The organism is Aeromonas sp. R6-2, assembly GCF_040908155.1.
Classification (GTDB): domain Bacteria; phylum Pseudomonadota; class Gammaproteobacteria; order Enterobacterales; family Aeromonadaceae; genus Aeromonas; species Aeromonas schubertii.
Window position 1 is genome coordinate 15,560 of the sequence record NZ_JBFODE010000045.1, and the last position, 26,500, is coordinate 42,059.

General features: G+C 63.3%; 23 protein-coding genes. 6 read left to right on the forward strand and 17 right to left on the reverse strand.

The features are described from left to right. Window positions 1-8 precede the first annotated feature (8 nt). The 3 genes from AB5Y48_RS11850 to rpmE form a co-directional block, all read right to left on the reverse strand. Complete coding sequence (locus tag AB5Y48_RS11850) at window positions 9-1,253, reverse strand: malic enzyme-like NAD(P)-binding protein (protein ID WP_050665362.1); 1,245 nt, start codon at window positions 1,251-1,253, stop codon at window positions 9-11. A 177-nt stretch (window positions 1,254-1,430) separates the two neighbouring features. Further along, complete coding sequence (locus AB5Y48_RS11855; RefSeq protein ID WP_050665361.1) at window positions 1,431-2,864, reverse strand: DUF2867 domain-containing protein; 1,434 nt, start codon at window positions 2,862-2,864, stop codon at window positions 1,431-1,433. 97 nt (window positions 2,865-2,961) lie between these two features. After that, window positions 2,962-3,177 (reverse strand): 50S ribosomal protein L31, encoded by a 216-nt coding sequence (gene rpmE / locus AB5Y48_RS11860; RefSeq protein WP_050665360.1) that lies wholly within the window; start codon window positions 3,175-3,177, stop codon window positions 2,962-2,964. A 149-nt stretch (window positions 3,178-3,326) separates the two neighbouring features. On the opposite strand from rpmE, the gene priA reads away from it, so the two are divergent. Next, entirely contained in the window at window positions 3,327-5,534 is a 2,208-nt protein-coding gene (gene priA / locus AB5Y48_RS11865; protein WP_368164579.1) for a primosomal protein N', read from the forward strand. Window positions 5,535-5,568: 34 nt separating this feature from the next. On the opposite strand, the gene AB5Y48_RS11870 is transcribed toward priA, so the two are convergent. Beyond that, window positions 5,569-5,724: a hypothetical protein gene (locus tag AB5Y48_RS11870; protein WP_168929841.1), complete on the reverse strand. Its 156-nt coding sequence runs from the start codon at window positions 5,722-5,724 to the stop codon at window positions 5,569-5,571. A gap of 248 nt (window positions 5,725-5,972) precedes the next feature. Here AB5Y48_RS11870 and msrB point away from each other — a divergent pair, with 248 nt between their 5' ends. The 5 genes from msrB (at window position 5,973) to AB5Y48_RS11895 (ending at window position 10,346) form a co-directional block, all read left to right on the forward strand. After that, window positions 5,973-6,422, forward strand: coding sequence for a peptide-methionine (R)-S-oxide reductase MsrB (gene msrB, locus AB5Y48_RS11875; RefSeq protein ID WP_050665359.1), 450 nt, complete (start codon window positions 5,973-5,975; stop codon window positions 6,420-6,422). A gap of 20 nt (window positions 6,423-6,442) precedes the next feature. Then, entirely contained in the window at window positions 6,443-6,949 is a 507-nt protein-coding gene (gene msrA / locus AB5Y48_RS11880; RefSeq protein ID WP_060583269.1) for a peptide-methionine (S)-S-oxide reductase MsrA, read from the forward strand. A gap of 123 nt (window positions 6,950-7,072) precedes the next feature. Continuing rightward, entirely contained in the window at window positions 7,073-9,226 is a 2,154-nt protein-coding gene (ovoA, locus tag AB5Y48_RS11885; protein WP_050665357.1) for a 5-histidylcysteine sulfoxide synthase, read from the forward strand. 91 nt (window positions 9,227-9,317) lie between these two features. Beyond that, complete coding sequence (locus AB5Y48_RS11890) at window positions 9,318-9,761, forward strand: hypothetical protein (RefSeq protein ID WP_050665356.1); 444 nt, start codon at window positions 9,318-9,320, stop codon at window positions 9,759-9,761. A 222-nt stretch (window positions 9,762-9,983) separates the two neighbouring features. Continuing rightward, the gene (locus AB5Y48_RS11895) at window positions 9,984-10,346 is read left to right on the forward strand and encodes a hypothetical protein (protein WP_368164582.1); all 363 of its coding nucleotides are present in this window, start codon (window positions 9,984-9,986) and stop codon (window positions 10,344-10,346) included. A 207-nt stretch (window positions 10,347-10,553) separates the two neighbouring features. Here AB5Y48_RS11895 and AB5Y48_RS11900 read toward each other — a convergent pair whose 3' ends face one another. The 13 genes from AB5Y48_RS11900 to AB5Y48_RS11960 form a co-directional block, all read right to left on the reverse strand. Beyond that, a complete protein-coding gene (locus AB5Y48_RS11900; RefSeq protein WP_368164583.1) occupies window positions 10,554-11,330 on the reverse strand; it encodes a RhoGAP domain-containing protein in 777 nt (258 codons plus the stop codon). A 59-nt stretch (window positions 11,331-11,389) separates the two neighbouring features. Further along, the gene (locus AB5Y48_RS11905) at window positions 11,390-11,839 is read right to left on the reverse strand and encodes a CesT family type III secretion system chaperone (protein WP_082177897.1); all 450 of its coding nucleotides are present in this window, start codon (window positions 11,837-11,839) and stop codon (window positions 11,390-11,392) included. A gap of 212 nt (window positions 11,840-12,051) precedes the next feature. Then, complete coding sequence (locus AB5Y48_RS11910) at window positions 12,052-13,479, reverse strand: amino acid permease (protein ID WP_368164585.1); 1,428 nt, start codon at window positions 13,477-13,479, stop codon at window positions 12,052-12,054. A gap of 87 nt (window positions 13,480-13,566) precedes the next feature. Then, entirely contained in the window at window positions 13,567-13,905 is a 339-nt protein-coding gene (locus AB5Y48_RS11915; protein ID WP_368164587.1) for a tRNA-binding protein, read from the reverse strand. Window positions 13,906-13,980: 75 nt separating this feature from the next. Beyond that, on the reverse strand, window positions 13,981-15,426 hold the full coding sequence (locus tag AB5Y48_RS11920; RefSeq protein ID WP_368164588.1) for an amino acid permease: 1,446 nt from the start codon (window positions 15,424-15,426) through the stop codon (window positions 13,981-13,983). Window positions 15,427-15,528: 102 nt separating this feature from the next. Then, window positions 15,529-15,984: a beta-galactosidase subunit beta gene (locus AB5Y48_RS11925; RefSeq protein ID WP_050665349.1), complete on the reverse strand. Its 456-nt coding sequence runs from the start codon at window positions 15,982-15,984 to the stop codon at window positions 15,529-15,531. Beyond that, window positions 15,981-19,055, reverse strand: a complete 3,075-nt coding sequence (gene ebgA, locus AB5Y48_RS11930) for a beta-galactosidase subunit alpha (protein WP_368164590.1) — start codon at window positions 19,053-19,055, stop codon at window positions 15,981-15,983. The genes AB5Y48_RS11925 and ebgA overlap by 4 nt, the downstream gene beginning before the upstream one ends. A 220-nt stretch (window positions 19,056-19,275) precedes the next feature. Then, window positions 19,276-20,244 carry a transcriptional regulator EbgR gene (gene ebgR / locus AB5Y48_RS11935; RefSeq protein WP_368164592.1) on the reverse strand — a complete coding sequence of 323 codons (969 nt, stop codon included), beginning with the start codon at window positions 20,242-20,244 and terminating at the stop codon, window positions 19,276-19,278. 547 nt (window positions 20,245-20,791) lie between these two features. Continuing rightward, window positions 20,792-21,127, reverse strand: coding sequence for a copper-binding protein (locus tag AB5Y48_RS11940; RefSeq protein WP_368164594.1), 336 nt, complete (start codon window positions 21,125-21,127; stop codon window positions 20,792-20,794). Window positions 21,128-21,140: 13 nt separating this feature from the next. Beyond that, window positions 21,141-21,419, reverse strand: a complete 279-nt coding sequence (locus AB5Y48_RS11945) for a copper-binding protein (protein WP_224162928.1) — start codon at window positions 21,417-21,419, stop codon at window positions 21,141-21,143. After that, window positions 21,416-21,850, reverse strand: a complete 435-nt coding sequence (locus AB5Y48_RS11950; protein WP_050665342.1) for a plastocyanin/azurin family copper-binding protein — start codon at window positions 21,848-21,850, stop codon at window positions 21,416-21,418. The genes AB5Y48_RS11945 and AB5Y48_RS11950 overlap by 4 nt, the downstream gene beginning before the upstream one ends. Then, complete coding sequence (locus tag AB5Y48_RS11955; RefSeq protein ID WP_368164596.1) at window positions 21,847-24,981, reverse strand: efflux RND transporter permease subunit; 3,135 nt, start codon at window positions 24,979-24,981, stop codon at window positions 21,847-21,849. The genes AB5Y48_RS11950 and AB5Y48_RS11955 overlap by 4 nt, the downstream gene beginning before the upstream one ends. Window positions 24,982-24,983: 2 nt before the next feature. Then, the gene (locus tag AB5Y48_RS11960) at window positions 24,984-26,453 is read right to left on the reverse strand and encodes an efflux RND transporter periplasmic adaptor subunit (protein ID WP_368164597.1); all 1,470 of its coding nucleotides are present in this window, start codon (window positions 26,451-26,453) and stop codon (window positions 24,984-24,986) included. Between the last annotated feature and the right edge of the window lie 47 nt (window positions 26,454-26,500).

The window sequence follows — 26,500 nt, forward strand, 5'->3', positions numbered from 1 at the left end:
AAGCGAACTCAACCCAGCATGTAGTCGGCCGGCAGCTCGATACGTGCCACACCGGACTCCACGGCGGCCAGGGCCACGGCGCGGGCAACCCGCGGCAGCAGACGGGCGTCCATGGGTTTGGGGATCACATAGTCGCGGCCAAACTCGAGGGCATCGACCCCGGCGGCACGCAGCACCTCGGCCGGTACCGGCTCCTTGGCCAGGGCGCGAATGGCATCGACCGCAGCCACCTTCATGGCATCGTTGATGCAACTGGCGCGCGCGTCCAGGGCTCCGCGGAAGATGAAGGGGAAACAGAGCACATTGTTGATCTGGTTCGGGTAGTCGGAACGACCCGTACCCATGATGAGGTCATCGCGCACCGACTGCGCCAGCTCGGGTCTGATCTCGGGATCCGGGTTGGAGCAGGCGAAGATGACCGGGTTCGGCGCCATCAGGGCCACCGCCTCGGCCGGCAGCACATCCGGGCCGGAGACACCGACGAAGACATCGGCGCCCTTGATCGCCTCCTCGAGGGTGCGCATGTCGGTGTTGTTGGCAAACAACTTCTTGTACTCGTTGAGATCGTCACGACGGGTGTGGATCACGCCCTTGCGGTCGAGCATGTAGATCTTCTCGCGCATGGCACCGCACTTGATCAGCAACTCCATGCAGGCGATGGCGGCGGCACCGGCCCCCATGCAGACGATGCGGCTCTCCTCGATGCGCTTGCCCTGGATCTCGAGGGCATTGAGCAGGCCGGCGGCGGTGACGATGGCGGTGCCGTGCTGATCATCGTGGAACACAGGCACGCTGCAGCGCTCGATCAAGGCCTGCTCGATGGCGAAGCACTCGGGGGCCTTGATGTCTTCCAGGTTGATACCACCGAAGGTGTCGGCGATGGCAGCCACCGTGTTGATGAACTCTTCGTTGGTGCGGTGCTTCACCTCGATGTCGATGGCATCGATGCCGGCGAAGCGCTTGAACAGCAGGGCCTTGCCCTCCATCACCGGCTTGGAGGCGAGCGGCCCCAGATTGCCCAGCCCCAGGATGGCGGTGCCGTTGGAGATGACCGCCACCAGGTTACCCTTGGCGGTGTACTTGTAGGCATCATCCGGGTTGGCGGCGATCTCGCGCACCGGTTCGGCCACGCCCGGGCTGTAGGCCAGGGCCAGATCGCGGGCAGTCTCCGCCGGCTTGGTGAGTTCGATGGCGATCTTCCCGGGGACGGGAAGGGCGTGGTAGTCGAGAGCCTGTTGGCGCAGATCGGACATGGGATACCCCGATACGGTTGTTCACGTCATGATGATGGACTCCCCGCTTCAGGCGGGGGGAAATGATCATAAAGAAAAGGGGGGCCCTTTCCCAGAGGATAATATGGTTTAAAACGCTGGACGGAGCAGATGACCAGCGATTTCCACCACGCAAGAATACCAAGTTAGAGGTATATTTCAGTCCATCACCGGAATGCCGCTGTCGGCCTCCGCCTCACGCACGATCGCCTCCGTCATCCCCTGAAAGATAAAGAGGTGGAACGGCAGCATGGCGAGCCAGTAGCCGAGCCCCCAGGCCCCCTGAGGGTGCCAGTGAGCCGTCACCGTGAGGCGGGTCAACCCCGACTCCTCGGGCACGATAAGGAACTCGAGGCGCCCCACCCCCGGTGCCCGCATGTTGAACAACAGATCGAGCCGCCGTCCCTCCTCCACCCCCAGGATCTCCCAGGAGTCGATCCGATCGCCCTTGTTGAAACGGGTCGGATCGCTGCGGCCATACTGGCGCGCCGGGCCCCCTATCAGGTGATCCATCCACTCGCGCACGCTCCACAGGCTGTTCATGTAGAAGTAGCGTCGCTCGCCGCCGAGCCCCTGCAACACCTGCCACAGGGCCTCGGGCGGGGCGAGGGAGAGGGCGGTGCCGCTCGCGGTGCGGTCATAGAAGCCGTACTCGGGGTGACGCCAGCGCAGACCGAGGGGGGTCTCCTCCCCGTGCTGCTCGGCCCCCAGTCGCTGCTCCAGGGTAAGGGCCTCGGCCAGCGCCTCGTCAAAATCGAGCAGGCGCTGGGGCAACAGGGCACGCAGCGGCCCGTCGTCGGCCGGAATATCGTGCTTGAGCCCCCCCACCAGGGCCTTGGCGACCGGCTGGGGCACAGAGGTGGCAAACTGCAGCCACCAGGCCGACAGACGCGGGGTAAGCCAGGGGATGGGAAGGATGGGGCAGCGCTTGCCAATGTGGGCCGCGAAGCGCTCGAGCTGCTGCTGGTAGCTGAGCAGCTCGGGACCGGCGGCGTTGAGAATCCCCCCCTCGACCCCCTCGGCCTCCACCAGCCCCCCCAGGTAGTGAAGCAGGTTGGAGAGGGCGATGGGGGGCGTGCGCGAGCGCACCCACTTGGGTGTCACCATCATAGGCAGGTTGAACACCAGATCGCGCATCACCTCGAAGGCGGCCGAGCCCGGGCCTATGATGATGCCGGCGCGCAGCTCCACGGTCGGCACACCGGCGGCCCGAAACAGTTCACCACAGTGACGACGGGAGTTGAGATGACGGCTCTCGCACGCTTCGGGCTGGATCGCCCCCAGATAGATGAGACGGCGCACCCCGGCGGCGCGGGCGGCGGCGGCGAAGTTCTTCACCCCCTGCTGCTCGAGACGGTGGAAGCCGGCCCCGGCGCCCATGGCATGCACCAGATAGAAGACGGTATCTATGCCCTCCAGGGCCGGCCCCAGGGTGGCGGGCCTGAGGCTGTCGGCGAGGCGAAACCCGACCCCTTCCGGCAACCGGCAGGGGCGCCGGGCGGCGGCCACCACTTCATAACCCTGTGCCTGCAGATAAGGCACCAGATAGGAGCCCACATAACCGGCGGCTCCCATGACCAGACAGCGTCGCATCCCTGCTCTCCTTCTCGACTCCTCGCCCCACCTTAGGGGAAAGCCGGGCACAAAAAAAGCGCCCAATGGGCGCTTTTCTTCAAGCTTTCGGACTCGATTACTTCTTGGCAGTCAGAGAACCGAAACGCTTGTTGAACTTGTCTACGCGGCCGCCGCTAGAAACTTCTTTCTGCTTGCCGGTGTAGAAGGGGTGGCACTCGGAGCACACGTCCAGGTTCAGATCCTTGGAGACGGTGGAGCGAGTCTTGATGATGTTACCGCAAGAGCACTTGGCGGTGATTTCAACGTATTCCGGATGGATACCAGCTTTCATGGACAACCTCAAAGATATAGGCCGTGTCGCCATCCGAACCTTGGGTCGGACACCACACGAATATTGAACACAGTTTCAAAGGCAGCGAATAATATAGGAAACGCCTGAGATCAGGCAAGTGGCCCCGCGGAAAAAATAGGCAATCTTTGGTGAATTCCTCCGACAAACTGGATCTGGTTCGTGTCGCCGTGCCGGTGCCCCTGCGCCGTCCTTTCGACTATCTCTGCCCCCTCCCCCTGCCGGCGCCCGGCTGCCGGGTCGAGGTGCCCTTCGGCCCGCAGACCCTGGTGGCGCTGGTGGTCGATCATCCGGCCGAAAGCACCCTGCCCAGGGAGAAGCTCAAGCCGATCAAACGGGTACTCGACGAACGCCCCGTGCTCGGCCCCGATATCCTGGCCCTGATGCAGTGGGGGGCGGGTTACTATCAGTACCCCCTCGGCGAGGTGCTGGCGGTGGCCTTGCCGGTGCTGGTGCGCAAGGGAGAGCCGGCCGCCTACCGGGAGCTGGAGTTCTGGTTCTCCACCGAGGCCGGGCACGCCTGCGATCTCAACGAGCTCAGGCGCGCCCCCAAGCAGCAGCAGGCACTGGCCCTGCTGCGCCGGGGACCGCAGACCCCCTCGGCCCTGCGCCAGGAGGAGGTGCAATCCGCCGCGCTCACGGCGCTGGAGAAAAAAGCACTGATAGAGAGGCGCAGCCTGGAGCCCAGCCATCCCACCGACTGGGCCGAACACCTCCACTGCGACGGCGCCCTGCCTCTGAGCACAGAGCAGGCGCTGGCAGTCTCGACGGTGACCAGCCAACGGGATCGCTTCAACGCCTTCCTGCTGGAGGGGATCACCGGCTCGGGCAAGACCGAGGTGTATTTGAGCATCCTCGAGCCCTTGCTGCGGGAGGGGAAACAGGCACTGGTGATGGTGCCGGAAATAGGCCTCACCCCGCAGACCATCAACCGCTTCAGGCGCCGCTTCAACGTGCCTGTGGTGGCCATGCACTCGGGGATGAACGACCGGGAACGGCTCGACGCCTGGCTCGCCTGCCGTGACGGGGGCGCCGCCATCCTGATTGGCACCCGCTCTACCGTCTTCACCCCGTTCAAGCGTCTCGGCGTCATCATCATCGACGAGGAGCACGACGCCTCGTTCAAGCAGCAGGAGGGCTTTCGCTACCACGCCCGGGATCTCGCCGTGATGCGCGCCCACCGGGCCGGCATCCCGATCCTGCTCGGCTCGGCCACCCCTTCGCTGGAGAGCCTGCACAACGCTCGCGGCGGCAAGTATCACCACCTGCGCCTGACCCGGCGCGCCGGCAACGCCACTACGGCGCGTCAGGTGATCCTCGACATCAAGAGCACCCGGCTGCAGGCGGGCCTCTCGCCCCAGCTGGAGCGGCTGATGGCCGAGCACCTGGCCGCCGGCAATCAGGTGATGCTGTTTCTCAACCGGCGCGGCTACGCGCCGGCCCTGATCTGCCACCAGTGCGGCTGGAGCGCCGCCTGCGAGCGGTGCGACGCCTGGTACACCTGGCACCAGGCCGGGCGACGGCTGCACTGCCATCACTGCGACAGCGTGCGGCCCCTCCCCCCCAGCTGCCCGGAGTGCGGCAGCCATGAGCTGATCGGCTCCGGGGTCGGCACCGAGCAGCTCGAGCAACTGCTGGCAACCCTGTTTCCCCACTATCCGGTGGTACGCATCGACCGGGACAGCACGGCCCGCAAGGGGGAGCTGGAGAGCCACCTGGAGGGGATCAGGAGCGGCCACTACAAGATCCTCATCGGTACCCAGATGCTGGCCAAGGGGCACCATTTCCCCGATGTCACCCTGGTCGGCCTCATCGATGTGGACGGCGCCCTCTTCTCGGCGGATTTTCGCGCCGCCGAGCGCCTCGCCCAGCTCTACACTCAGGTGGCCGGTCGCGCCGGGCGGGCCAGCAAGCCGGGGCTGGTGGTGCTGCAGAGCCACCATCCGGAGCACGCCCTGCTGCAGGATCTGACCCAGAACGGTTACGACCACTTCGCCGATACCGCCCTCAAGGAGCGCCGCCTGCTGAGCCTGCCCCCCTTCAGCCACCAGGCCCTGTTCAAGGCCGAGGCCACCGGCCAGAGCGAGGCACAACACTTCCTGACCCGCCTCGCCGACACCCTGCGCCTGGCCCGCCTGCCGGGGCTGCAGGTGATCGGCCCCCTGAGTGCCACCATGGAGCGCAAGGCGGGCAAGTTCCGGATGCAACTGATGGTGCAGGCCGCCGCCCGTGCCCCCCTGGCCCAGCTGCTGGAGTGGGCCATCGCCGAGCTGGAGGCCTGGCCCGAGACCAAGCGGGTACGCTGGGTGGTGGATGTCGATCCCATCGAGCTGGGGTAAACGAGAAGGGCCCCTTGCGGGGCCCCTCTGTGGGTCAATGCTCTGCCGATCCGGAGTCGCCACCGGGCTCGTCGTGGCGCTCGCGCTGCAGCTCGTCGACACGGGCCTGCCAGCGGTTTTCCGCCTGTTTCTGATGTTGCAACTCCTGCTCATGGCGCAGGGTGTCGATCTCGTGGTCAAGTTTGTCCATCACACTCTCCTTCCCTGAATGGGTGTCAGACTGGCCGACGGGATAACCCCTCACCAGTTTAGACAGCCGGTTCCGGTGATAGGGTCCATCAAAAAAACGATTGATGATTAAACACACAATCTAAAATGCCCATTAGCGTCATGGCCAGGCCCACGATGAAATCAGATGACCACCTTCCCGGTCTTCTCTTGCGGGCCACCATCCGATGATGCGGGGCTGCTGGCCCACAGCCCCCAAGGAGGTCATCCATGTCCCATCCCGACTGGCATCAGGTGTTGCATTGGGCCAATCAGGGCAATCCCCGGCCCCCCGCCAGGGTCGAACACAGCGACCAGGAGTGGCGTGCCATCCTCACCCCGGAGCAGTACCGGATCACCCGTGAAAAGGGCACCGAACGCCCTCACAGCTCGGCCATGTGCAGCCTGTTTGAACCGGGGCGCTACCACTGCGTCTGCTGCGATACCCCTCTGTTCGATGCCGGCAACAAGTTTGAGAGCCACTCCGGCTGGCCCAGCTTCACTCGCCCCCTGCAAGAGGGGGTGGTGGCCTATCATCAGGATCGCTCCCACGGCATGCACCGCATCGAGGTTACCTGCCAGGTATGTGACGCCCACCTGGGTCATGTCTTTCCCGACGGACCACCGCCATCGGGGCTGCGCTACTGCATCAATGCCGTCGCCCTGAACCGTGCCGATTGAACTCACAGAAGGAGAATCCTATGCATCATCACGAGACCGCCATCCTGGCCGGAGGCTGCTTCTGGGGCATGCAGGAGCTGCTGCGCCACCATCCCGGGGTCATCTCGACCCGGGTCGGCTACAGTGGCGGCGAGGTGGAGCACGCCACCTACCGCCACCATGGTGACCACGCCGAGGCGATCGAGGTCATCTTCGATCCCGACCGGCTCAGCTACCGGGATCTGCTTGCCTTCTTCTTCCAGATCCACGACCCCACCACCCGGGATCGTCAGGGTAACGACCGGGGCCGATCTTACCGCTCGGCCATCTACACCCTGAGCGAGGAGCAGGCCCTCGAGGCGCGCGAGACCATCGCCGACGTGGAGGCAAGCGGCCTCTGGCCGGGCCCGGTCGTGACCGAGGTGCTGCCCGCGGGCCCCTTCTGGGAGGCCGAGCCGGAGCATCAGGACTATTTGCAACGCTACCCGGAGGGTTATACCTGCCACTGGGTCAGGCCCGGCTGGGTACTGCCCCGTCGCCATCGATAACCCATGCCCGTCGACTGGCCTCTTGCCCCGTCGATGGGCTAACTTCCTCTAACGGATCGTCGATCCGATTTGTCACTCACGCCGTATAGAGTGGAGCCGTCCCCCCCATAAGGAGCCGTGCCCGTGACCCTTGCCCAACCTCTGCGTGCCGAGACCACCGGCCTGCCAAACCCGACCCGCACCCCCTACCTGCGGGGTGAGAACCCGGAGCAGAAGCGCCAGGAGCTGCTGGAGTACTTCACCCGAACCTTCGATCTCTACGACAGCCTGTTCGACTGCCTGGCCGACGAACGCGCCTGGTTTACCAAGGCCATCAACCTGCGCCATCCGCTCATCTTCTACTACGGCCACACCGCCGCCTTCTTCATCAACAAGCTGCTGGCCGGCCGCCTCATCGACGAGCGCATCGACCCCCCCATCGAAGCCATGGTGGCCATCGGCGTGGACGAGATGAGCTGGGACGACCTGGACGAACGCAACTACGACTGGCCGAGCGTGGGCGAGTTGCGCCGCTATCGCGCCCGGGTACGCGAGCGGGTGACTCGCTTCATCGCGCAGATGCCGCTTACCCTGCCCATCGATTGGGAGAGCCCGGCCTGGGCCATCCTGATGGGCATCGAACATGAGCGCATCCACCTCGAAACCTCGAGCGTGCTGATCCGCCAACTGCCGTTGGCCTGGGTACGCCCGCAACCCCACTGGCCCGCCTGCCCCCATGCCCGGCACGATCGCACCAGCGTGCCGGCCAACTCCCTGCAGGCGGTGGCCGGCGGCGAGGTGCGTCTCGGCAAGCAGGACGACACCTACGGCTGGGACAACGAATATGGCGAGCGGCGGGTCACCCTGGCCCCCTTCCAGGCGAGCCGGCTGCTGGTCAGCAATGCCGAGTTCTTCGAGTTTGTCGCCGCCGGCGGCTACGCCGAGCGCCGCTTCTGGGATGACGAGGGGTGGGGCTGGCGCGAATTCGCCCGTGCCGCCATGCCCACCTTCTGGGTCGGTGATCCGGGCGAACCCGATGCCCTGCGACTGAGGCTGATGACAGAGGAAGTGCCCATGCCATGGGACTGGCCGGTGGAGGTGAACCAGCTCGAGGCCGCCGCCTTCTGCCGCTGGAAGAGCGAGGCCACGGGTCTGCCGGTACAGCTGCCGAGCGAGGCCGAGTGGATGCACCTGCGTAGCCGCATCCCGGTGGATCAGCCGAACTGGCCCCGAGCCCCCGGCAACATCAACCTGGAGCAGTGGGCCTCCTCCTGCCCGGTCGATCATTTCGAGCAGGGGGCCTTCTGCGATCTGGTGGGCAACGTCTGGCAGTGGACCGGCACCCCCATCGACGGCTTCGAAGGGTTCAGGGTGCACCCCCTCTATGACGACTTCTCCACCCCCACCTTCGACGGCAAGCATACCCTGATGAAGGGGGGCAGCTGGATCAGCACCGGCAACGAGGCTATCGCCGCCTCGCGCTATGCGTTTCGTCGCCACTTCTTCCAGCACGCCGGCTTTCGCTATCTGGTGTCGCGCCATCAGGAGCAGAGACGGGTCAACCCCTACGAGACCGACACCCTGGTGGCCCAGTATCTCGACTTCCACTATGGACCGACCCACTTCGGGGTGCCCAACTACGGCCAGACCCTGGCCGGGCTGGCGGCCGAGCTCGCCCCCCATCACCAGCGGGCGCTCGACATCGGCTGCGCCGTGGGCCGTGCCAGCTTCGAGATGGCCCGCCACTTCCAGCACGTGGACGGGGTGGACTACTCGGCCCGCTTTATCGACGTGGCCCTGGCCATGACCCGGCAGGAGGGATTCCGTTACGCCGTGCCGCTGGAGGGGGAGCTGGTGGAGTATCGGGAGGCAAGGCTGTCCGATCACGATCTGGGTCCGGAGCAGGCGGCACGCATTCATTTCAGCCAGGGGGACGCCTGCAACCTCAAGCCCAAGTACGATCACTACGATCTGGTGCTGGCCTCGAATCTGATCGACCGGCTGCGCGAGCCCGCCCGCTTCCTGCAAGACATAGGCCGGCGCCTGCGCCCGGGCGGCATCTTGCTGCTCACCAGCCCCTACACCTGGCTCGAGGAGTACACCCCCAAGGGCAACTGGCTCGGCGGTGTGCGGGAGAACGGCGAGGCGCTGACCACCCATCAGGCCCTGCAACGGCTGCTGGCGACGGAGTTCGAAGAGGTGGGCACGCCGCGCGACCTGCCGTTCGTGATCCGCGAGACGGCCCGCAAGTACCAGCATACGGTGGCCCAGCTCACGGTCTGGCGCAGACGCAGTTAACGACGAGGGGCCGGCAGGCCCCTCTCCTTGTCCGCAAGCTGGAACGGTTATTGCTCTGACCACGCCGACGCAGTGACGAGGAGGATGAGTGATGAACTTGGGTGCGGTGCAATTTGGCTTGCTACAGCCCTCACTGACGGCTCGTCAGGGCACGGAGCCGTTTCGAGAGGCGCAGCGGCAGAGGCAAGGACTTGCCGAAGAGAGGGTGACCCTGAACGGAGGCAGCCGTGAGCCCTCCCCCACCTATGCCAATCCAGGACGTGCCCGCAAGGAGCCGGAGCAGAGCCTGACCCGGGTAGCCTGGGACAACCTGCTGGCCCAGCGGGTAGGCCTTAGCAAGGAGAAGCTCGACCGGCTCGAGCAGAGGAAGAAAGAGATCGCCGAAGACCCGACCCTCTCCGATGAAGAGAAGCAGAAGCTGCTGGAGGATCTCGACAAGCAGAGAGAGGAGCTTATCCAGGAGGCCGCCGAGCGACGCCGGCAGCGCGGAGATGAAGAGCGCCAGTCCAACCCCGTCCCCGGCAATCCACTCTGACCTCTATGGTCAGAGGGCGGCAACACTTGCCGCCCCCTCACCCGCACTCAGTAGCTGAGCATGGTCACATCCTGGCAATGTCCGGCTTCATTCCAGACCGGTGCAGGCGTAGCCTAGTCGGGCAGTGTACGTTTCTTGCCCAATCAATACTCCCGCCTGCTGCCAACTGGCCAGGGTCTGTGGCCATGGGGGTGGACCGGGAATCGATGCCAAGGAGGCATGATGCTATCCCAATTGGCGGCGTTGGCTGCCCTGATCGGTCTGTTGCTGGCCCTGGCGGGCCTGTTTCGCCCCACCCTGCTGGGGCTGCGTAGTGGAATGAACGCCTGCTTTGCCGGCCTCTATGGTGCCGCCGTACTGTTCGGCCTCTCCGGTCTCGGCGGCCCCCCTCTCGTCACCTTTGCCCTGCTCACCGGGCTCTCTCTGCTCCATGCCGCTCTGCTATTGATGGGCAGGGCCCGGGTCGTTCACCGCATGAGCAAGGTAGAGCGCACCCTGGCCAAGCAGGCCCCGCCCGGCCTGGCCAGCGCCCTGGTGGCAACCCTGCTGGTGGCCTCTCTGGTCGGCGTCTGGGTCTCACGCTAGCCAGGCACCAATAAAAAACGGACACCCTGGGGTGTCCGTTAACAAGCTTGTTAACACGGCAACGATCCATCATCACAGCTGGAATGAGGCACCGAAACCATGCCCCCTTGAAACCAGTCACCCAAAATGACAAGGGGGTGGCACGCTGGCCACCCCCTTTCCTGCTACGACTCAACTTTTATTAGTGTAGTGACCAGACAACGATCATCATGCTTGTTGGATAAGCTTCTCAAAGAAGGTATTGAACTCCAGTGTTTTACCTTGCATGAGCAATTCAGTGGACATCAGGTTAGGAGCCATCACAATCGCCAGGTTGGACGCAGTCATATGGTTCTCACCCTGATATTTAGCAACCTCTTTGGCAAGCATGATGGCATCCTGAGCCATCTCGGGCAGATCGCTAACCAAGGGCAGCTGATTATTATTTTGATAGTCCAAGAAGGTTTGTTCAAAAGCCTTCATATCTGCCGGAGAACAATGCTCACGAATATTCTTCTTAAACAGTGCCGTGAGCTCAACACCGGTGGCATCCTGCAAATCCTTCTTGCCAGCAGAGAGCAGATCAAGCTCTGTCTTTGCAGCAGAAATTCTCATGATTCCTTCAGTTTTTAGAAAATCATGATTCTGAAGAAAGATACCCATGATTTCTTTATTCTGGGCGACGACAGCTGCGTGCTTGTCCATCACTGGCGCTGCAGCGATCTCTATCGAGCCCTTTGTAGGTTCCGATGCCTTACTGAAGAAGTTAATGAATGCATCTCGAACACTGTTAAAGAAGTCCTTCACTGAAGACAGAAATGACTTTCTTCCCTCACCCACATGTTTGGCATCACCCGAGGTTTCTACAACGCTAATGGTATGCATTTGGTTACCGAGCTCAACATTGGCCACTCCTGCGGGGCTCTTCTCGCCCTTTAACTTCTCAGTCAGCTCCTGATGAACCTGGGGTGGCAGTATCTGAACCTGTGATGCAATGCTTGGCATGTCATAAATCCTTTAATAAAGTACTTTTCACTATTACTCATTGAAAATATGGAATCCAATTAGCAGCGGATCCCGATATGCGGCGCCTTAATATCTAACGCCACAGAATCATTTCTCTGCTCGCCCTGAGCCATCAGGGTCTCAATCATATTATTGGCTGCCATCATTGCCTCCAACTGGGGAAGTACGTTTTCATTACCAATTTCGCATACTTTCTGCCTGTTCCATATAAGGAATTTCTTGGCATTGACATCATACGCAAATACGGGTGAGTACTCCTCGTCGGAAAAATGATTCAAATTCATAATTCCGACAAGAGCCCTATCGACAATGTCACCCTCATTACCCACCAGAGAGTAGATAGTCAAATATCTCTCAGCATGGACTTTGAAATGATAAGTAAAGCGACCAATCTCAAGCGAGAACACATCGCGATTACCCATATCATCTGGAAGAGGAATTCCTAACTTACTCAGTAAAACTTGTAAATAACCTTCCAGCGTTAACATAACTACGACACCCAAAAACCTATAGAATCAGATGGCGCACATCTTATCGAGGCACCCATGCTGAAAATATAAGATATGGTCCTGATTTGTTAGCTCACAGGCGGCCCATGCCGAGGTTGCTACCCATCAGCCCGCAGCCAAGAACGCATCAGCCTGCAAGATATACCAAAGCAAAGAGAGGAGCCCTTGGGCTCCTCTCTGCTGATAAGGGCCTAGCCCGCTCTCGCCGGTCTGTTGCTGGCCTGCGCCCTGACGGCATGACGCCGTTCGAAACGGGAGATCCACCAGTAGGCAAGGACCGAGAAGAGGGCGGTCATAAAGACGTTGATGAAGAAGGCGCGCACCAGATCCACCCCGGCCGGGAAGGCTGAGGCGCTCATGCTCACCACGAAGATGGCGATCAGCACCGACACCACGCCCATCCCGAAGGTGCGCGACCCCATGCGGAACTCGCGGGGGGTGTCGTCGTGTTTCCAGCGGAACACGAAGTAGGCCACCATGATGAAGATCGGCGGCAGCATGGCGGTACCCGCAGTAAGGTTGATAGCGGTGTTCATCATCTGCTGCACCGATTCCGAGCCGAAGCCGTTGACCACCAGCATCACGAACACGAAGGCAAACTGCCACCAGGCGGCGCGTACCGGCACGCCGTGCTCGTTGAGCTGGGTGGTCTTCTCGCCGTAGACCCCCTGGGGGATCTCGGAGAAGTGGATCTTCACCGGCGCCGAGGTCCACATCATCATGGAGCCGAACATGGCGATGAACAGCACCACGCCGACAAATCGGCCCACCAGCGCCTCCGACAGCCCGAAGTACTGGGCCATGCCGGTGAAGATCTCCACCATGCCGCCGGCATAGGTGAGGCTCTCGCGCGGCACGAACACGTTCACCAGCAGGGAACCGACCGCATACATGGCACCGATGACGATGCCGGCACTGATGATCACCTTGATGAAGGATTTCTGGCCGCCCTTCACGTCATTGAGGTAGGCCGCCGCCGTCTCGGCACCGCCCGCCGCCTGGAAGATCCAGCACATGATGCCGAGCGTCGCCCAGTTGACGATGGGAGTCATCGCCTCCAGGGTGATGGGCTGGGCCGGTACATGATCGCCACTCAAAGCCATCAGGGCGCCCAGCACATAGATGGCGAACAGGGCAAACACGCCGTAGGCCACGATCTCGGCAATCTTGCCGAGCCAGTTCGCCCCCTTGGTGGAGATGTGGGTCGCCGCCGCAAACAGCACGATGGAGATGATCGAGGTGACCATGGGAGAGAAGCTGTACTCGTAGCCCAGCATGGCGTAGGAGGCATAGGCGATGACGTTCGGCAGCAGGGAGACAAACCAGAACAGGTTCACGAACCAGTAGAGAAACGAACCCAGATAGGCCATCCGGGTACCGAGCGGTTTCTTGAGCCAGTCGTACATGCCCGATTCCGAGCTTTTGTTGGCCGAGACGAACTCGGCGATGATGAAGACGAAGGGGATAAAGTAGACGACGGTCGCCAGCATGAAGATGGGCGCCGAACTGAGCCCCAGTTCGATGTTGTTGTTAACGATGTTGCGCACGTTGAAGACGGCAGCAAAGGTCATGGCCAGCAAGGCGAACTTGCCTATGGTGCCGCGCATGGATTGTGACATGGTTCCTCCTCCGGCGCGCCGCAGCGCGCCTGAGCGTCTCGATTGGGGGGCCAGGCCCCGGTCTGTCGTTCTGTTGTTGTTATCGCTTCACACTATGGGGGTGCCGGCGGGCATGGAAACCCTCGGCTGCAGCAGCACACTCTGGCTCTCGTCCGGCGTCTCGGCACAGAGCAGCATGCACTCGGAGCGCTCGCCGCGCATTCGGGTGGGCTTGAGGTTGGTCACCACCACCACCTCGCTGCCCGCCAGCTCATCCTCGCTGTAGTAGGGGACCAGGCTGGTGACTGTCTGCAGGGGGCGCTCGCCACCCACATCGATCTGCACTATGTAGAGCTTGTCGGCGCCCGGATGGCGCACCACCTCCAGCACCCTGCCCACCTTCATCTCGATCCGCTTGAAGTCGGCAAACTCGATCGTCTCGCTCATTCTCTTCTCCTGTTGTGATGTGACGGTGAACGGGTGGCCAACGGCCACCCGGTTTGATAGGGGGAAAGGGGTCGCTCAGGGCGCCTGGATGGAGACCCGGGCCGCCGGCCCGGCCTCTCTCACCCGCGCCTCATGACTCAAGGAGGCCTCGTAACGGTTGTATTTCCACCAGGCGAAGCCGAGGAAGATGACGATCCCGCCGACGTTGTAGAAGAGGATGGTCATGATGTCGGCACCGGTCGGGAAGGTGGAGGCGAGGAAGCCCACCGAGAAGATGGCGATCAGCACCGAGACCACGGCAATGCCGGTGGTGCGCGACCCCATCCTGAACTCCCGCGGCAGGTGATCGAGCTTCAGGCGCAGATTGAGGTAGGCCAGCATGATGAAGAGCGGCGGTAGCATGGAGGCGGCGGCGGTCATGTTGATGACGGTGTTCATCAGATCCTGCGCCGTGTTGGAGCCCAACGTCGGCACCACCATCAGCGGCAGCACGATGAGGTACTGGATCCAGGCCGCGCGGGCGGGCACGCCGTTCTCGTTCAGCTCGACCGTCTTCTGGCCGAAGATGCCGGCCGGGATCTCGGAGAAGAAGATCTTCACCGGGGTGGCGGTCCACATCAGCAGGGAGCCGAACATGGCGGTGAAGGAGACCAGCCCCACGAAGCGGTTCATCAGGCTCTCCGGCAGGCCGAAATGAGCCGCCAGCCCCTCGAACACCTGCACCGAGCCGCCGGTAAACTTCAGGGTGTCACTCGGCACGAAGACGTTGATCAACAGCGACGCGATGGAGTAGAGCACGCCGATAAAGATGCCGGCGACGATGATCACCTTGACGAAGGATTTGGACCCCCCCTTCACGTCGTTGACGTAGACCGCCACCGACTCGGCCCCCCCGGCAGCCATAAAGATCCAGGTGGTGATGCCGAGGAAGGCCCAGCTGAAGTCGGGGATCATGGCCTCTACCGTGATGGGGTCTGCCGGTTGGACACCGCCCACCAGGGCCGTACCCGCCAGCAGGATGTAGGAGAGGGTCAGCAGCAGCATCAGGGACGAAGTCACCGAGGTGATGGGGCCCAGCATCCTGGCGCCGTTGGTGGAGACATAGGTGGCAAAGGCAAACAGCACCATGCTCAAGCAAGTGGTTGCCACCGGGGTGAGGATGTACTCGTAGCCGAGGAAGGCATAGGAGGCGTAGGCGATGACCCGCGGCAGCAAGGAGGTGAAGAAGAAGAGGTTCACGAACCAGTAGGTGTAGGCGGAGATAAAGGCCCAGCGCCCACCGAGGGAGCTCTTCACCCAGGCGTACACCCCCGCCTCGGAGTTTTTGTTCAGTGACACGAACTCCGCGATGATGAGGCAGAACGGAATGAAGTAAAAAAGGGTGGCCAGGAAGAACATGGGGGCCGAGGCCAGACCGATCTCGATGTTGTTGTTGATGACGTTGTTGAAGCTGAATACCGCCGCGAAGGTAAGCGACAGCAGACCAAACTTGCCGATCGTATTGCGTTTGGAATCAGACATGGTGCATCTCCAGACCTGTAGTTATTGCAGCGAAAGAGCGGGGCATTCGTTGTAGGGTGAGCCCCGCCCTTTCGGCTTTGTCGGTGCAAAACCGGCGGCTTGTTATTTGTTTTTGAAGTAGCCGCCTTCGACCGTGACCTTGATGATCACCTTGCGCACCGGAGCGTCCCCGCAGAAGCGGTAGGCCTTGTCGCTCTCGAAGAGCACCACCTGGCCATGGCCTACCCGGCAGCGTTGCTGCACCTCGCCCCCGAGTTGCTCCCGGTCGGTGCAGTCGTCATAGGCCTGCACCACGCCAAGATCGTCCTTGGCGGCCCACTCCACCGTCTCCTCCCCCTCCAGGTAGTAGTGCAGGTCCACATAACGGCGGGTCCCCTCGAAGGTCTCCTTGGCCGGGCTCACCCCCTCGAACAGCCGGTAGACCAGGGAGTCACCGATGGAGTGGAAGACCCCGGGGCGGATATTGGGCAGGTTGTCGATCGCCTCGATGCAGCGGTTCCACTTCTTGCCTTCGCGGTAGACCTGCTTGAACAGATCCAGACTTTCCAGGGTGATCATGCGAGGTTCCTCCCGCCCTTGATGGTGAGGTCCAGTCCGGCCAGGGTGGCCGGTGTCAGGTTGCCGCGCTCGATAGGCAGCAGGGTGAGGCCATACTCAAATGCCTCGAAGCGCACCCGGTGGGAGTCCAGCACCTCTGAGCCCCAGGAGTTGGAGCCCAGCCCCAGCACCTTGTGATCCAGGTTGAGGGTGATGTGGCCGCCGGGCTCGAGCTCGTTGATGTGCTGGGCCGCGTGGATATGCTCCCAGCTGTAGGGCCAGGCGCTCAGGTTGATGGGGGCGTCGGGGCGCACATAGAGGCCGCTGCCGTGACGGTCTGTCAGGCTGGCCCAGCGCACCTGCTGGCGATTGCCGTTGTCCTGGGGGAAGGGGTAGTGCTCCCACATCTCGGCCACCGTGCTCTTGAAGGTGCCGATCCAGTTGCTCTGGCGACTGTCGGAGTAGTTCTCGCCCGGACCCATGCCGTAGTAGTGCACCCGATCCAGATCCCCGCGCAGCCCCAACTCGACGCCGATCTTGGGAATGATGTCGTCGTAGCGGCCATAGGGAACGCCGCTCAGGGCCACATGCAGCTGGCCATTGGGGCTCAGGGTGTAGACGTAGCGGCAGCGCATGCCGAAGTCGAACACCGGCGGGGCTATGATGCTCTCCACCGTCACCTCGACCGCCTCACCCAGCTGGCGCCAACTCAAGGTGCGGAAGTGCTCCTGCATGATCTGCAGGTGGTTCGGGTGCCACAGGCTCTCGTACTCCTGCTTGTGGTTGTCGATCATCGCCTTGAAGAAGGTGAGGCGCGGGGCGCTCGCCAGCAGCTCGTCACCGGCCACCAGCCAGCTCTCCAGCTTGCCATCCAGACGGGAGAAACGCAGGGCGAAGCCGTTGCCCGTGATGGTGAGGGCCAGACGTCCCTCCTCCAGCTGCAGTTCGGTGGCGTTGGGATTCACCAGAGGGTAGAGGGTGCGGGTCGCCCCCTTGAGTTGGAACTGGTACTGACCCAGCTGATAGCCCGCCGGGCTATAGGCGGTGGCCTGTTCGCGCACCACCCGCACCTGCAGGAAGGTCTCCCGCTGATCCAGGGCCGGCAGGTCGAGGGCGACAGGCAAGGTCTCTCGCGGTGCCACGCCACACAGGGGCTGGCTCTCACTCCAGATCACCTCTCCTTCGGCCTGCAGCTCCCACTCCAGACGCAGCCCGTCCAGGGAAGAGAACCAGAAGCGATTCTCCAGCTCGAAGCGGCCGGCGGCGGCCTGACTGGCACGCACCTTGACCGGGCAGAGCACCTGCTTGTATTCGCGCAGGCCCGGCCCCGGGGTCTGATCCGGGTAGATGAGGCCATCCATGCAGAAGTTGTAGTTGTTGGGGTAGTCGCCATAGTCACCGCCGTACTGGTAGACGGGGTGCCCCTGCTCGTCGTGGGCCAGGATGCCGTGATCGCACCACTCCCAGATGTAGTGGCCCTGGATATGATCGTGGCGATCGAACACCTGCTGGTACTCGCTGAGGCCACCCGGGCCATTGCCCATGGCGTGAGCGTACTCGCACAGGATGCGCGGCTTGTTCATGGGGTACTCGCCGAAGTGGTTCATCTGCTGAACCCGGGAGTACATGGTGCTCACCACGTCCACCACCTCGGCGTCCCTGTCCTCCTCGTAGTGGACCAGACGGGTCGGATCGATGGCCTTGCAGCTGTGGTACATGGCCCTGATGTTGCAGCCGTAGCCGGATTCATTGCCCAGGGACCAGATGATGATGGAGGGGTGATTCTTCTGGGCGTGTACGTGGCGCACGATGCGATCGACGAAGACGCTCTCCCAGGCCGGATCATCGGTGATGGCGCTGAGATCACCGACGCTGACGAAGCCGTGGGTCTCCACATCGGTCTCGGCCATCACAAACAGGCCATAGCGGTCGCACAGCTCGTAGAAGCGGGGGTCGTTGGGGTAGTGGGCGGTGCGCACCGAGTTAAGGTTGTGCTGCTTCATCAGGATGATGTCCTGCTCAACCCGATCCATGCCCACGGCGCGGCTCTTCAGATGATCGTTGTCATGGCGGTTCACCCCGTGCAGCTTGAGGTAGCGGCCGTTGACATGGAAGAGGCCGTCGCGCACGGCGATCTCGCGTACCCCGACCCGCTGGGGGATCACCTCCAGCAGGGTGCCGGTGGCATCGAAGTGGGCCAGCTCCAGGCGGTAGAGGTAGGGATCTTCGGCACTCCAGAGGCGCGGCCGATCGAGGTCCAGGGTGAAGCGGGTGGAGAGGTTGCCATCGATGTACAGATCCGTCAGCTCGCCACTCCCGACCTCTTGCTCGGCGTCAAGCAGGCGCCAGGCCAGACGATGACCGCTGACCGGGCCGTCCAGGCTCTCGAATTGAAGATCGCAGCTCAGGGTGGCGCCGGTGCAGTCACCCGAGAGGCGGGTCTGAACGAAGAAGTCCTGCAGATGGGCACGCGGCTTGCCGACCAGGTAGACGTCGCGGAAGATGCCAGCCATCCACCACATGTCCTGATCCTCGATATAGGTGGAGTCGGCCCACTGCATCACCCGCACCGAGAGCAGGTTCTCGCCCACCCGGGTAAAGGCACTGATATCGAACTCGGCGGTGAGGCGGCTGCCCTTGCTAAAGCCGGCGTAGTGACCGTTCACATAGACCTCGAAGTAGGTCTCGACCCCGTCAAATTTGATGATGACCTGCTCCCCGTCCCACGCCGGGCTCAGCGTGAAACTGCGCTGGTAGGCACCGGTGGGGTTGTCGGTCGGCACGAAGGGGACATCGATGGGGAAGGGAAAACCTTCATCCGTGTACTGGAGCCGGCCATGCCCCTCCATCTGCCACAGGTTGGGCACTGTGATCTGGCCCCACTCGCTCATGGGGCTGTGGTAGAAGGCTTCCGGCACCGCCAGGGGATGATCGAAGTAGTGGAACTGCCAGCGGCCGCTCAAGGAGAGGAAGCGGCGGCTCAGTTCTCGCTGCATGGTGGCGGCGCTTGCCCTGTCGGCATAGGAGAAGAAGTAGGCGCGTGGCGCCAGACGATGCTCTCCCAACAGGGTGAAGTTTTCCCAGTTATTCACATGTCCTCCCGGAACAGGCTGAGTTGATGGGACGACTTTAGTTAAAGTTTTACTTAATCACAGAGTTAAACAGGTAAAACTTTAACTGGATCACAGCTCACTTTCTGGACTGTGATCCGGATCCTGTTGGCGAGGTGGTGAGGCGCTCGTTGGCATAAAAATTGACCCGCATCGAGGGCATCGAGCGGGTCAGGGTCGGGTAAAGGGGAGTAAAACGGGTTCAGCGGGTGGTGCCGCGCAGCACCAACTGACTCGGTACCAGCACCCGTAACGGGATGTCGCGCCCGTCGCGCTGCCGCTCCAGCAGCAGGTTGACCCCCTGCGAGCCCATCAGCTCGGAGTGGATGCGCACCGTGGAGAGCGGGGGGAAGGTGAACTTGGCGGTGGGGATGTCGTTGACACTGATAAGCTCCACCTGCTCGGGAATGCGCACCCCCCGCTCGTGCAGGGCACGCAACACCCCGATGGCAATGGAGTCGGAGGCGACGAAGAGGGCCGGCGGGCACTCATGCTCCAGCATCTGACAGGCCAGCCGGTAGCCGGAGGCACTGGAAAACTCGCCCCGGTAGAGATCCTCCTGCTGCACCACCCCGAGCCGCTCTCCGTAGGCGGCGAAGGCGATCTCGCGGGCGTCGGTTTCTCCATCCTGACCACCGATATAGCCAATGCGCCGGTGACCATGGGCGACGAAGTGATCGATCACCTGCTGGCTGATACGGGCCAGATCCACGTCGACCGTGTCGTGCTCGAGAGCGCTGCTGTTGTCAACCGACACCAGAGGCACCCCGCGTTCCTGCAGCAGGCGGCAGAGGTCGGTTTCGACCCGCCCTACCAGAAGGGCACCGTCCAGGGTGGCAGGCAGCTCGCTCTGGGCTCCCGCCTCGTAGAGATGGCTCAGGCCGATGCCGAGGCGGGTACACTGGGCCTCGATGCCATAACGGATGGAGAGGTAGAAGGGATCGTTCACCTCCAGGCTCTGGGGATAGCCATAGAGGGCCAGAAACTGCTGCTTGCTCTTGTGCACCCCGCGTCGGTTCGCCTGCGGCCGATACTCCAGCCGCTCGGCGATCTCGAAGATACGCTGCCGGGTCTCATCCTTGACGCTCAGGGTGGGGTCCTCATTAAGGACACGGGAAACGGTGGCGAGCGAGACACCCGCCTCCTGCGCAATCTCTTTCAGGGTTGCCATCGAGACTCCTGTGGCCGGACAACGCCCCTCCGGGGCCGGAAGAGCAAGATTACCGAGCCAGACCGCGAGGGACCAGCAGATTTTTACTAAAACTCATCATAAAAGCGGTTGCGAGGAGATCTCCATGCTTGGGACTTACTCACCACTGCAGCCATAGGCGACACTCACATGACACCTACATCTGTGCCACTCAAGGCTGCGGTGGCCCCCATTCTCACTCCCGGTGCCGACCCGAGTTTATCTCGAAGATACAGTGCAAAGATTCGAGTCGCCGGCTGATGACATCGTCGCTGCCCGCAGTGGTGGGCGTAACGCTGCCTTGTTGAACAAACGCATATCTGCGCTGTTTAAGTTATCGATGTCTCTGCACTTCACCCTGCCTGAGACACTGGAATGCGGCGTTCAGATGAGATTTTCAGGCTCATGCCAGCTTAACCAGAGAAAGATTCTTTTATTCAACAACGCCGGCGGCAACAAATAAAAAACCCTCCCCGTCCGGGGAGGGTCATAAACCCGCTTGTCGGGGCGTCACCAGATGTCCCGCCGCTTAGCGGCTCAGGGAGACGAGCACCAGGGCCCCGTCCCGTTTCTCGGCGAAAAACTCGATGGCATCCCCGGTTTTAAGCCCCTCCAGCAGGGCAGGATCGGCCGCCTTGAAGATCATGGTCATGGGGGGCATCCCCAGGTTGGCGATCGCCTCGTGACGGATCCCCACCTTACCCGCCTCCAGATCGACCCTGGTGACCACCCCCTTGGTCATCACCTGGGCCCCCATCATGGGCTCGTCCATCTGGTGGCCTTCGTGGCCGGCCATCTCGTTGGCCAGGGCGGGCATGGTCAGGCTCAGGGAGCCCAGCAGCAACAGGGTCAGTGCTCTTTTCATTTGTCTCTCCTCGTCAGATTGATACGCTCGGGCCAAGCAGTCCGAAGCTATTAAGCAATGGGTTATCACACAGGGCCAGCAAGAGGGTGTCCCCCACCGCCAGCGTCTCCAACAGCATCGGGTCACTGACCCGGACGCGCATTGTCATGGCCGGCATTCCCAGCCTGATTTCGGCCTCGTGGCGCACCGTAACGGCTGACGCCTCCCTGGCCACGACGACCCCCTTCACCAGCCAGGGATCGGCGAGCGCCGACCCACTGAGTAACAGAGTGGCCAGTAGCCAACGCCTCACCCCTCCACCCGGATCTGGCCCACCATGCCCGCCTCCATATGACCAGGGAGCAGACAGGCAAAGTCGAGTTGGCCGGCCTTGGGGAAGTACCACACCAGTTCGCCGCTGGCACCGGGGGCCAGGCTCACCATACCGGGATCGTCATGCTCCATCCCGGGGTGCTGGCGCATCATCTCGGCATGCTGGCGCAGGCTGTTCATCTCCCCCAGCACAAACTCGTGGGTCAACTTGCCCTGGTTGTGCAGCCGCAGCCGCACCGTCTCACCCGCCTCGACCCGGATGGCAGCCGGGCTAAAACGCATGGTGTCATCCAGGGTCACCGTCAGGGTGCGATCGACGGGGCGTTGGGGGGCAGGTTCCCCCAGGCGGTGGCCCCCGTCGGCGTGGGCGGCAAAGGTCATGGCCAGCAGCAGGCCTGCAATCACTCTCATCGGGTCTTCTCCTCGGGTTGGCAAAGGGCGGCAAGCTGACGCCCGCGCCACAGGTAGTAGATGGCCGGCAGCACCAGCAGGGTGAGCACCAGGGCCGTCACCATGCCGCCTATCATGGGGGCGGCGATGCGCTGCATCACCTCGGATCCGGTTCCCTCGCTCCACATGATGGGGAGCAGGCCGACGATGATGGTCACCACCGTCATCATCTTGGGGCGCAGGCGCAGGGCGGCCCCCTCGATGACGGCGTCGTGCAGACCGGCGCGATCGGGCTGGCCACGGGCCCAGAGATCCTCCCAGGCGTGGTTGAGGTAGACCAGCATCAGCACACCGGTCTCGACCGCCACCCCGGCCAGGGCGATAAAGCCCACCCCGACCGCTACCGAGAGGTTGAAGCCGAGCAGCCAGATGGCCCAGATCCCCCCCACCACGGCGAGCGGCAATGAACCCAGGATGATCAGCACCTCGCTCATGCGACGAAACGCCAGATAGAGCAGCAGCACTATGATGGCCAGGGTGAGCGGCACCACATAGGTGAGGCGCGCCTTGGCCCGCTCCATGTATTCGTATTGACCGGACCAGGTCAGGGAGTAGCCGGGATCGAGTTTAAGCTCCTGCTCCACCCTGGCACGCGCCTCGGCCACGAAGGAGCCGATGTCGCGCCCGTCGATATCCACATAGACCCAGCCGTTGAGGCGGGCGTTCTCGCTGCGCAGCATGGGCGCCTCGTCGGAGAGGTAGACCCGCGCCACGTCGCCCAGCGCAATGCGTGCCCCGTCGGCGGTCACCAGGGGGAGCAGGGCCAGGGCCTCGGGGGAGTCGCGATAGTCCTGGGGATAACGCAGGTTGATGGGGTAACGCTCGCGCCCCTCTATGGTCTGGCCAATCTCCATGCCGCCGACGGCGGTGGCCAGCACCGCCTGCACGTCGGCCACGTTGAGGCCGTAGCGGGCGGCGAGGGCACGGTCGATATCCACCTTGACGTAGCGTCCGCCGGCGACCCGCTCCGCATAGACCGACGAGAGGCCCGGCACCGTCTTGAGGATCCCCTCGATGTCGCGGCCGATGCGTTCGATCACCTTGAGATCGGGGCCGGCTATCTTGATGCCGACCGGGGTCTTGATGCCGGTGGCCAGCATGTCGATACGGGTCTTGATGGGGGGCACCCAGGCGTTGGTGAGACCGGGGAAGCGAATGAGGGCGTCGAGCTCCTCACGCAGCTTCTGTGGCGTCATGCCGGGGCGCCACTGGTCGCGGGGCTTGAGCTGGATGCTGGTCTCGAACATCACCAGGTCCGCCGGATCGGTGGCACTGTCGGCCCGTCCCGCCTTGCCGAACACATTCTGCACCTCGGGCACGGTGCGAATGAGCTTGTCGGTCTGCTGCAGCAGCTCGCGCGCCTTGCCCACCGAGAGGTTGGCGTAGGTGGTGGGCATGTACATCAGATCCCCCTCGTCGAGCTGGGGCACGAACTCCGAACCCAGGTGCTTGAGCGGGTAGAGCCCCCCCACAGTCACCAGCAGGGCCAGCGCCAGGGTGGTCTTGGGCCAGGCCAGTACCGTATTGAGCAAGGGGATGTAGGCGCGCGACAGGGTGCGGTTGAGGGGATTGGCCTGCTCGGCCAGCACCCGGCCGCGGATGAAGTAACCCATCAGCACAGGCACCAGGGTAATGGCCAGGGCCGAGGCCGCCGCCATGGCATAGGTCTTGGTGTAGGCGAGCGGGGCAAACATGCGCCCCTCCTGGGCCTCCAGGGTAAAGACCGGCAGGAAGCTCATGGTGATGATGAGCAGGGAGAAGAAGATGGCGGGCCCCACCTCTATGCTCGCCTGCTGGATCACCTGCCAGCGGTTCTGGTCGGTGAGGGTGGTGCGCTCCATGTGCTTGTGGACGTTCTCGATCATCACGATGGCGCCATCCACCATGGCGCCGATGGCGATGGCGATGCCGCCCAGCGACATGATGTTGGCGTTGATCCCCTGCAGGTGCATAACGATGAAGGCGACCAGGATGGCGATGGGCAGGCTCACCACCACCACCAGGGAGGAGCGCAGGTGGAACAGGAAGGCCAGGCAGACCAGCACCACCACCACGAACTCCTCCACCAGCTTGCCGGAGAGGTTGTCGATGGCGCGCTGGATGAGATCCGAACGGTCATAGACGGTGACCAGCTCCACCCCCTCGGGCAGGCTGGATGTCAGCTCGGCCAGGCGAGCCTTGACCCCGTCTATGGTCTGCTGGGCATTCTCGCCGTAGCGCATGACGATGATGCCGCCGACCACCTCCCCCTCGCCGTTGAGCTCGGCCACCCCGCGCCGCATCTGCGGGCCCGTGCCTATCTCGGCCACGTCCCCCAGGGTGAGGGGGGTGCCGCGCACCCGGGTGCCGAGCGGGATGAGGCGCAGATCCTCCACCCCCTTGAGGTAGCCGTTGGAGCGCACCATGTACTCAGCCTCGGCCATCTCGATGACCGACGCCCCCGTCTCCTGGTTACCCGCCTCGATGGCGCTCTTGATCAGCGAGAGTGGCACCCCGTAGGCGCGCAGCTTGTCCGGGTCGACCCGCACCTGATACTGCTTGACCATGCCCCCGACGGTCGCCACCTCGGAGACACCGGGCACCGTCTGCAGCTCATACTTGAGAAACCAGTTCTGCAGCGAGGTGAGCTGGGCCAGATCGTGCTTGCCGCTCTTGTCGACCAGGGCGTATTGGTAGACCCAGCCCACCCCGGTAGCGTCGGGGCCGAGCTCGGGCTTGGCCTCGGGCGGCAGGCGCGAGGCAACCTGGCTCAGGTACTCCAGCACCCGGGCGCGGGCCCAGTAGAGATCGGTCTTGTCGTCGAACAGCACATAGACGAAGGAGTCGCCAAAAAACGAGTAGCCGCGCACCGTGGTGGCGCCGGGCACCGCCAGCAGCGCCGTGGTGAGGGGATAGGTGACCTGATCCTCAACCACCTGGGGCGCCTGCCCCGGGTAGCTGGTCTTGATGATCACCTGCACGTCCGAGAGATCCGGCAGGGCATCGACCGGGGTCTGGCGTACCGACCAGATGCCCCAGGCGGTCACCAGCAGGGTCACCAGCAGCACCAGAAAGCGGTTGCCCAGCGACCAGCGAATGATGGCTGCGATCATGCTCACTGCCCCCCGTGTCCAGTGGTGGTGGTCGCAGCGCCGTCCATCATATGGATGGCGGTGATGAGGTAGTCATCTCCCTGCTGGCGCATCTCGAAGTGCAGGGCACCGCCCACCTTGAGGGCGCTGGCATCGACACCGTCGGCCAGCGCGAACTCCATCTCCATGGCAGGCCACTGCCACTCGGGCACCGCCTCATGGGAGAGGGTAACCCGCCCCTCACTCAGGGCCGTCACCGTACCCTGGCTCCAGACCGACTCGGGGCGAAACGCCGTCATGCGCTGGAAGTCAGAGCCCAGGCTCGACTCCGAGTCGATGAGGAACTGGGCCGAGCTGACCACCTTGTCCCCCGCCTCGACCCCCTCGAGGATCGCCTGACGCTCGCCGTCGCGCTCACCGAGGCGCACCGCCACCGACTTGAAGCGCCCGTCACCCAGCGCCAGCACTACCCGATCCTGGCGACCGGTGCGGATCACCGCCTCGGCCGGCACCTGCAACACGGGGGCGCGGGCCTGCTCGATGCGAACGGCGGCAAACATGTTGGGCCTGAGGAAGCCGTCCGGGTTGGCGAAGCGCAGGCGCACCTTGAGGGTGCGGGTGGCCGCATCCAGGGTGGGATAGACGTAATCGACCCGCCCCTGCCAGCTGCGCCCGGGGGCATAGTCCAGGGTCATGGTGGCCGGCATGCCCGGCTGCACGGCGGCGGCCTGGCGCTCGAACAGCTCGGCGCTCACCCAGACCTGATCGAGGGAGGCCAGGGAGAAGAGGGGGTTGGCCGGGTCGACGTATTGCCCCTCACGCACCTTGAGATCGACCAGATAGCCGCTGCGCGGCGCCGGTACCCGTATGGTCTCCTGCACCCGGCGGCTCTGGCGCACCTGATCTATCTGGCTCTGGGGCACCTCGAGGGCGCGCAGCTTGCCCTCGGCGGCCTTGATAATCAGCGGGTTGCCACTGCCCAGGGCCAACAGATACTCCTTCTGGGCGTTGACCAGATCCGGCGAGTAGAGGTCGAACAGGGGCTCGCCGGCACGCACCGTCTGCCCCTCGCTCTTGACGTAGAGACGGCGGATCCAGCCGCTCAGGCGGGCGGTCACCGTCTCGAGGCGCTCCTCGTCATAGCCCACATAACCCACCGTATCGATGCGCTGCAACCAGGGGGCCCGGGTCACCTCGGCCAGACGCACCCCCATGTTCTGCTGGATCTCGGGGGCTATGGTGACGGTGCCGGGGGAGCCGTCCTGTTTCTCTTCATAGACGGGGATGAAGTCCATCCCCATGGAGTCCTTGGCGGGGCCCGGGCGCTTGTCGGCCGGGTCCATGGGGTTGACCCAGTAGAGGGGCTGCTTCTCGGCACTGGCCGGAGCGGCGTTATGGCTCGCCAGCCAGTAGCCGGCGGCGGCGCTGCCGGCCAGGGCGGCCAGCAGCAAGATCCCCTTCAAGGGGCGCAGGGATGAGGTGTTGGATTCCATGATCACTCTCTTGCACGAAAACGAAGACACGCCGGCACGAGGCCGGC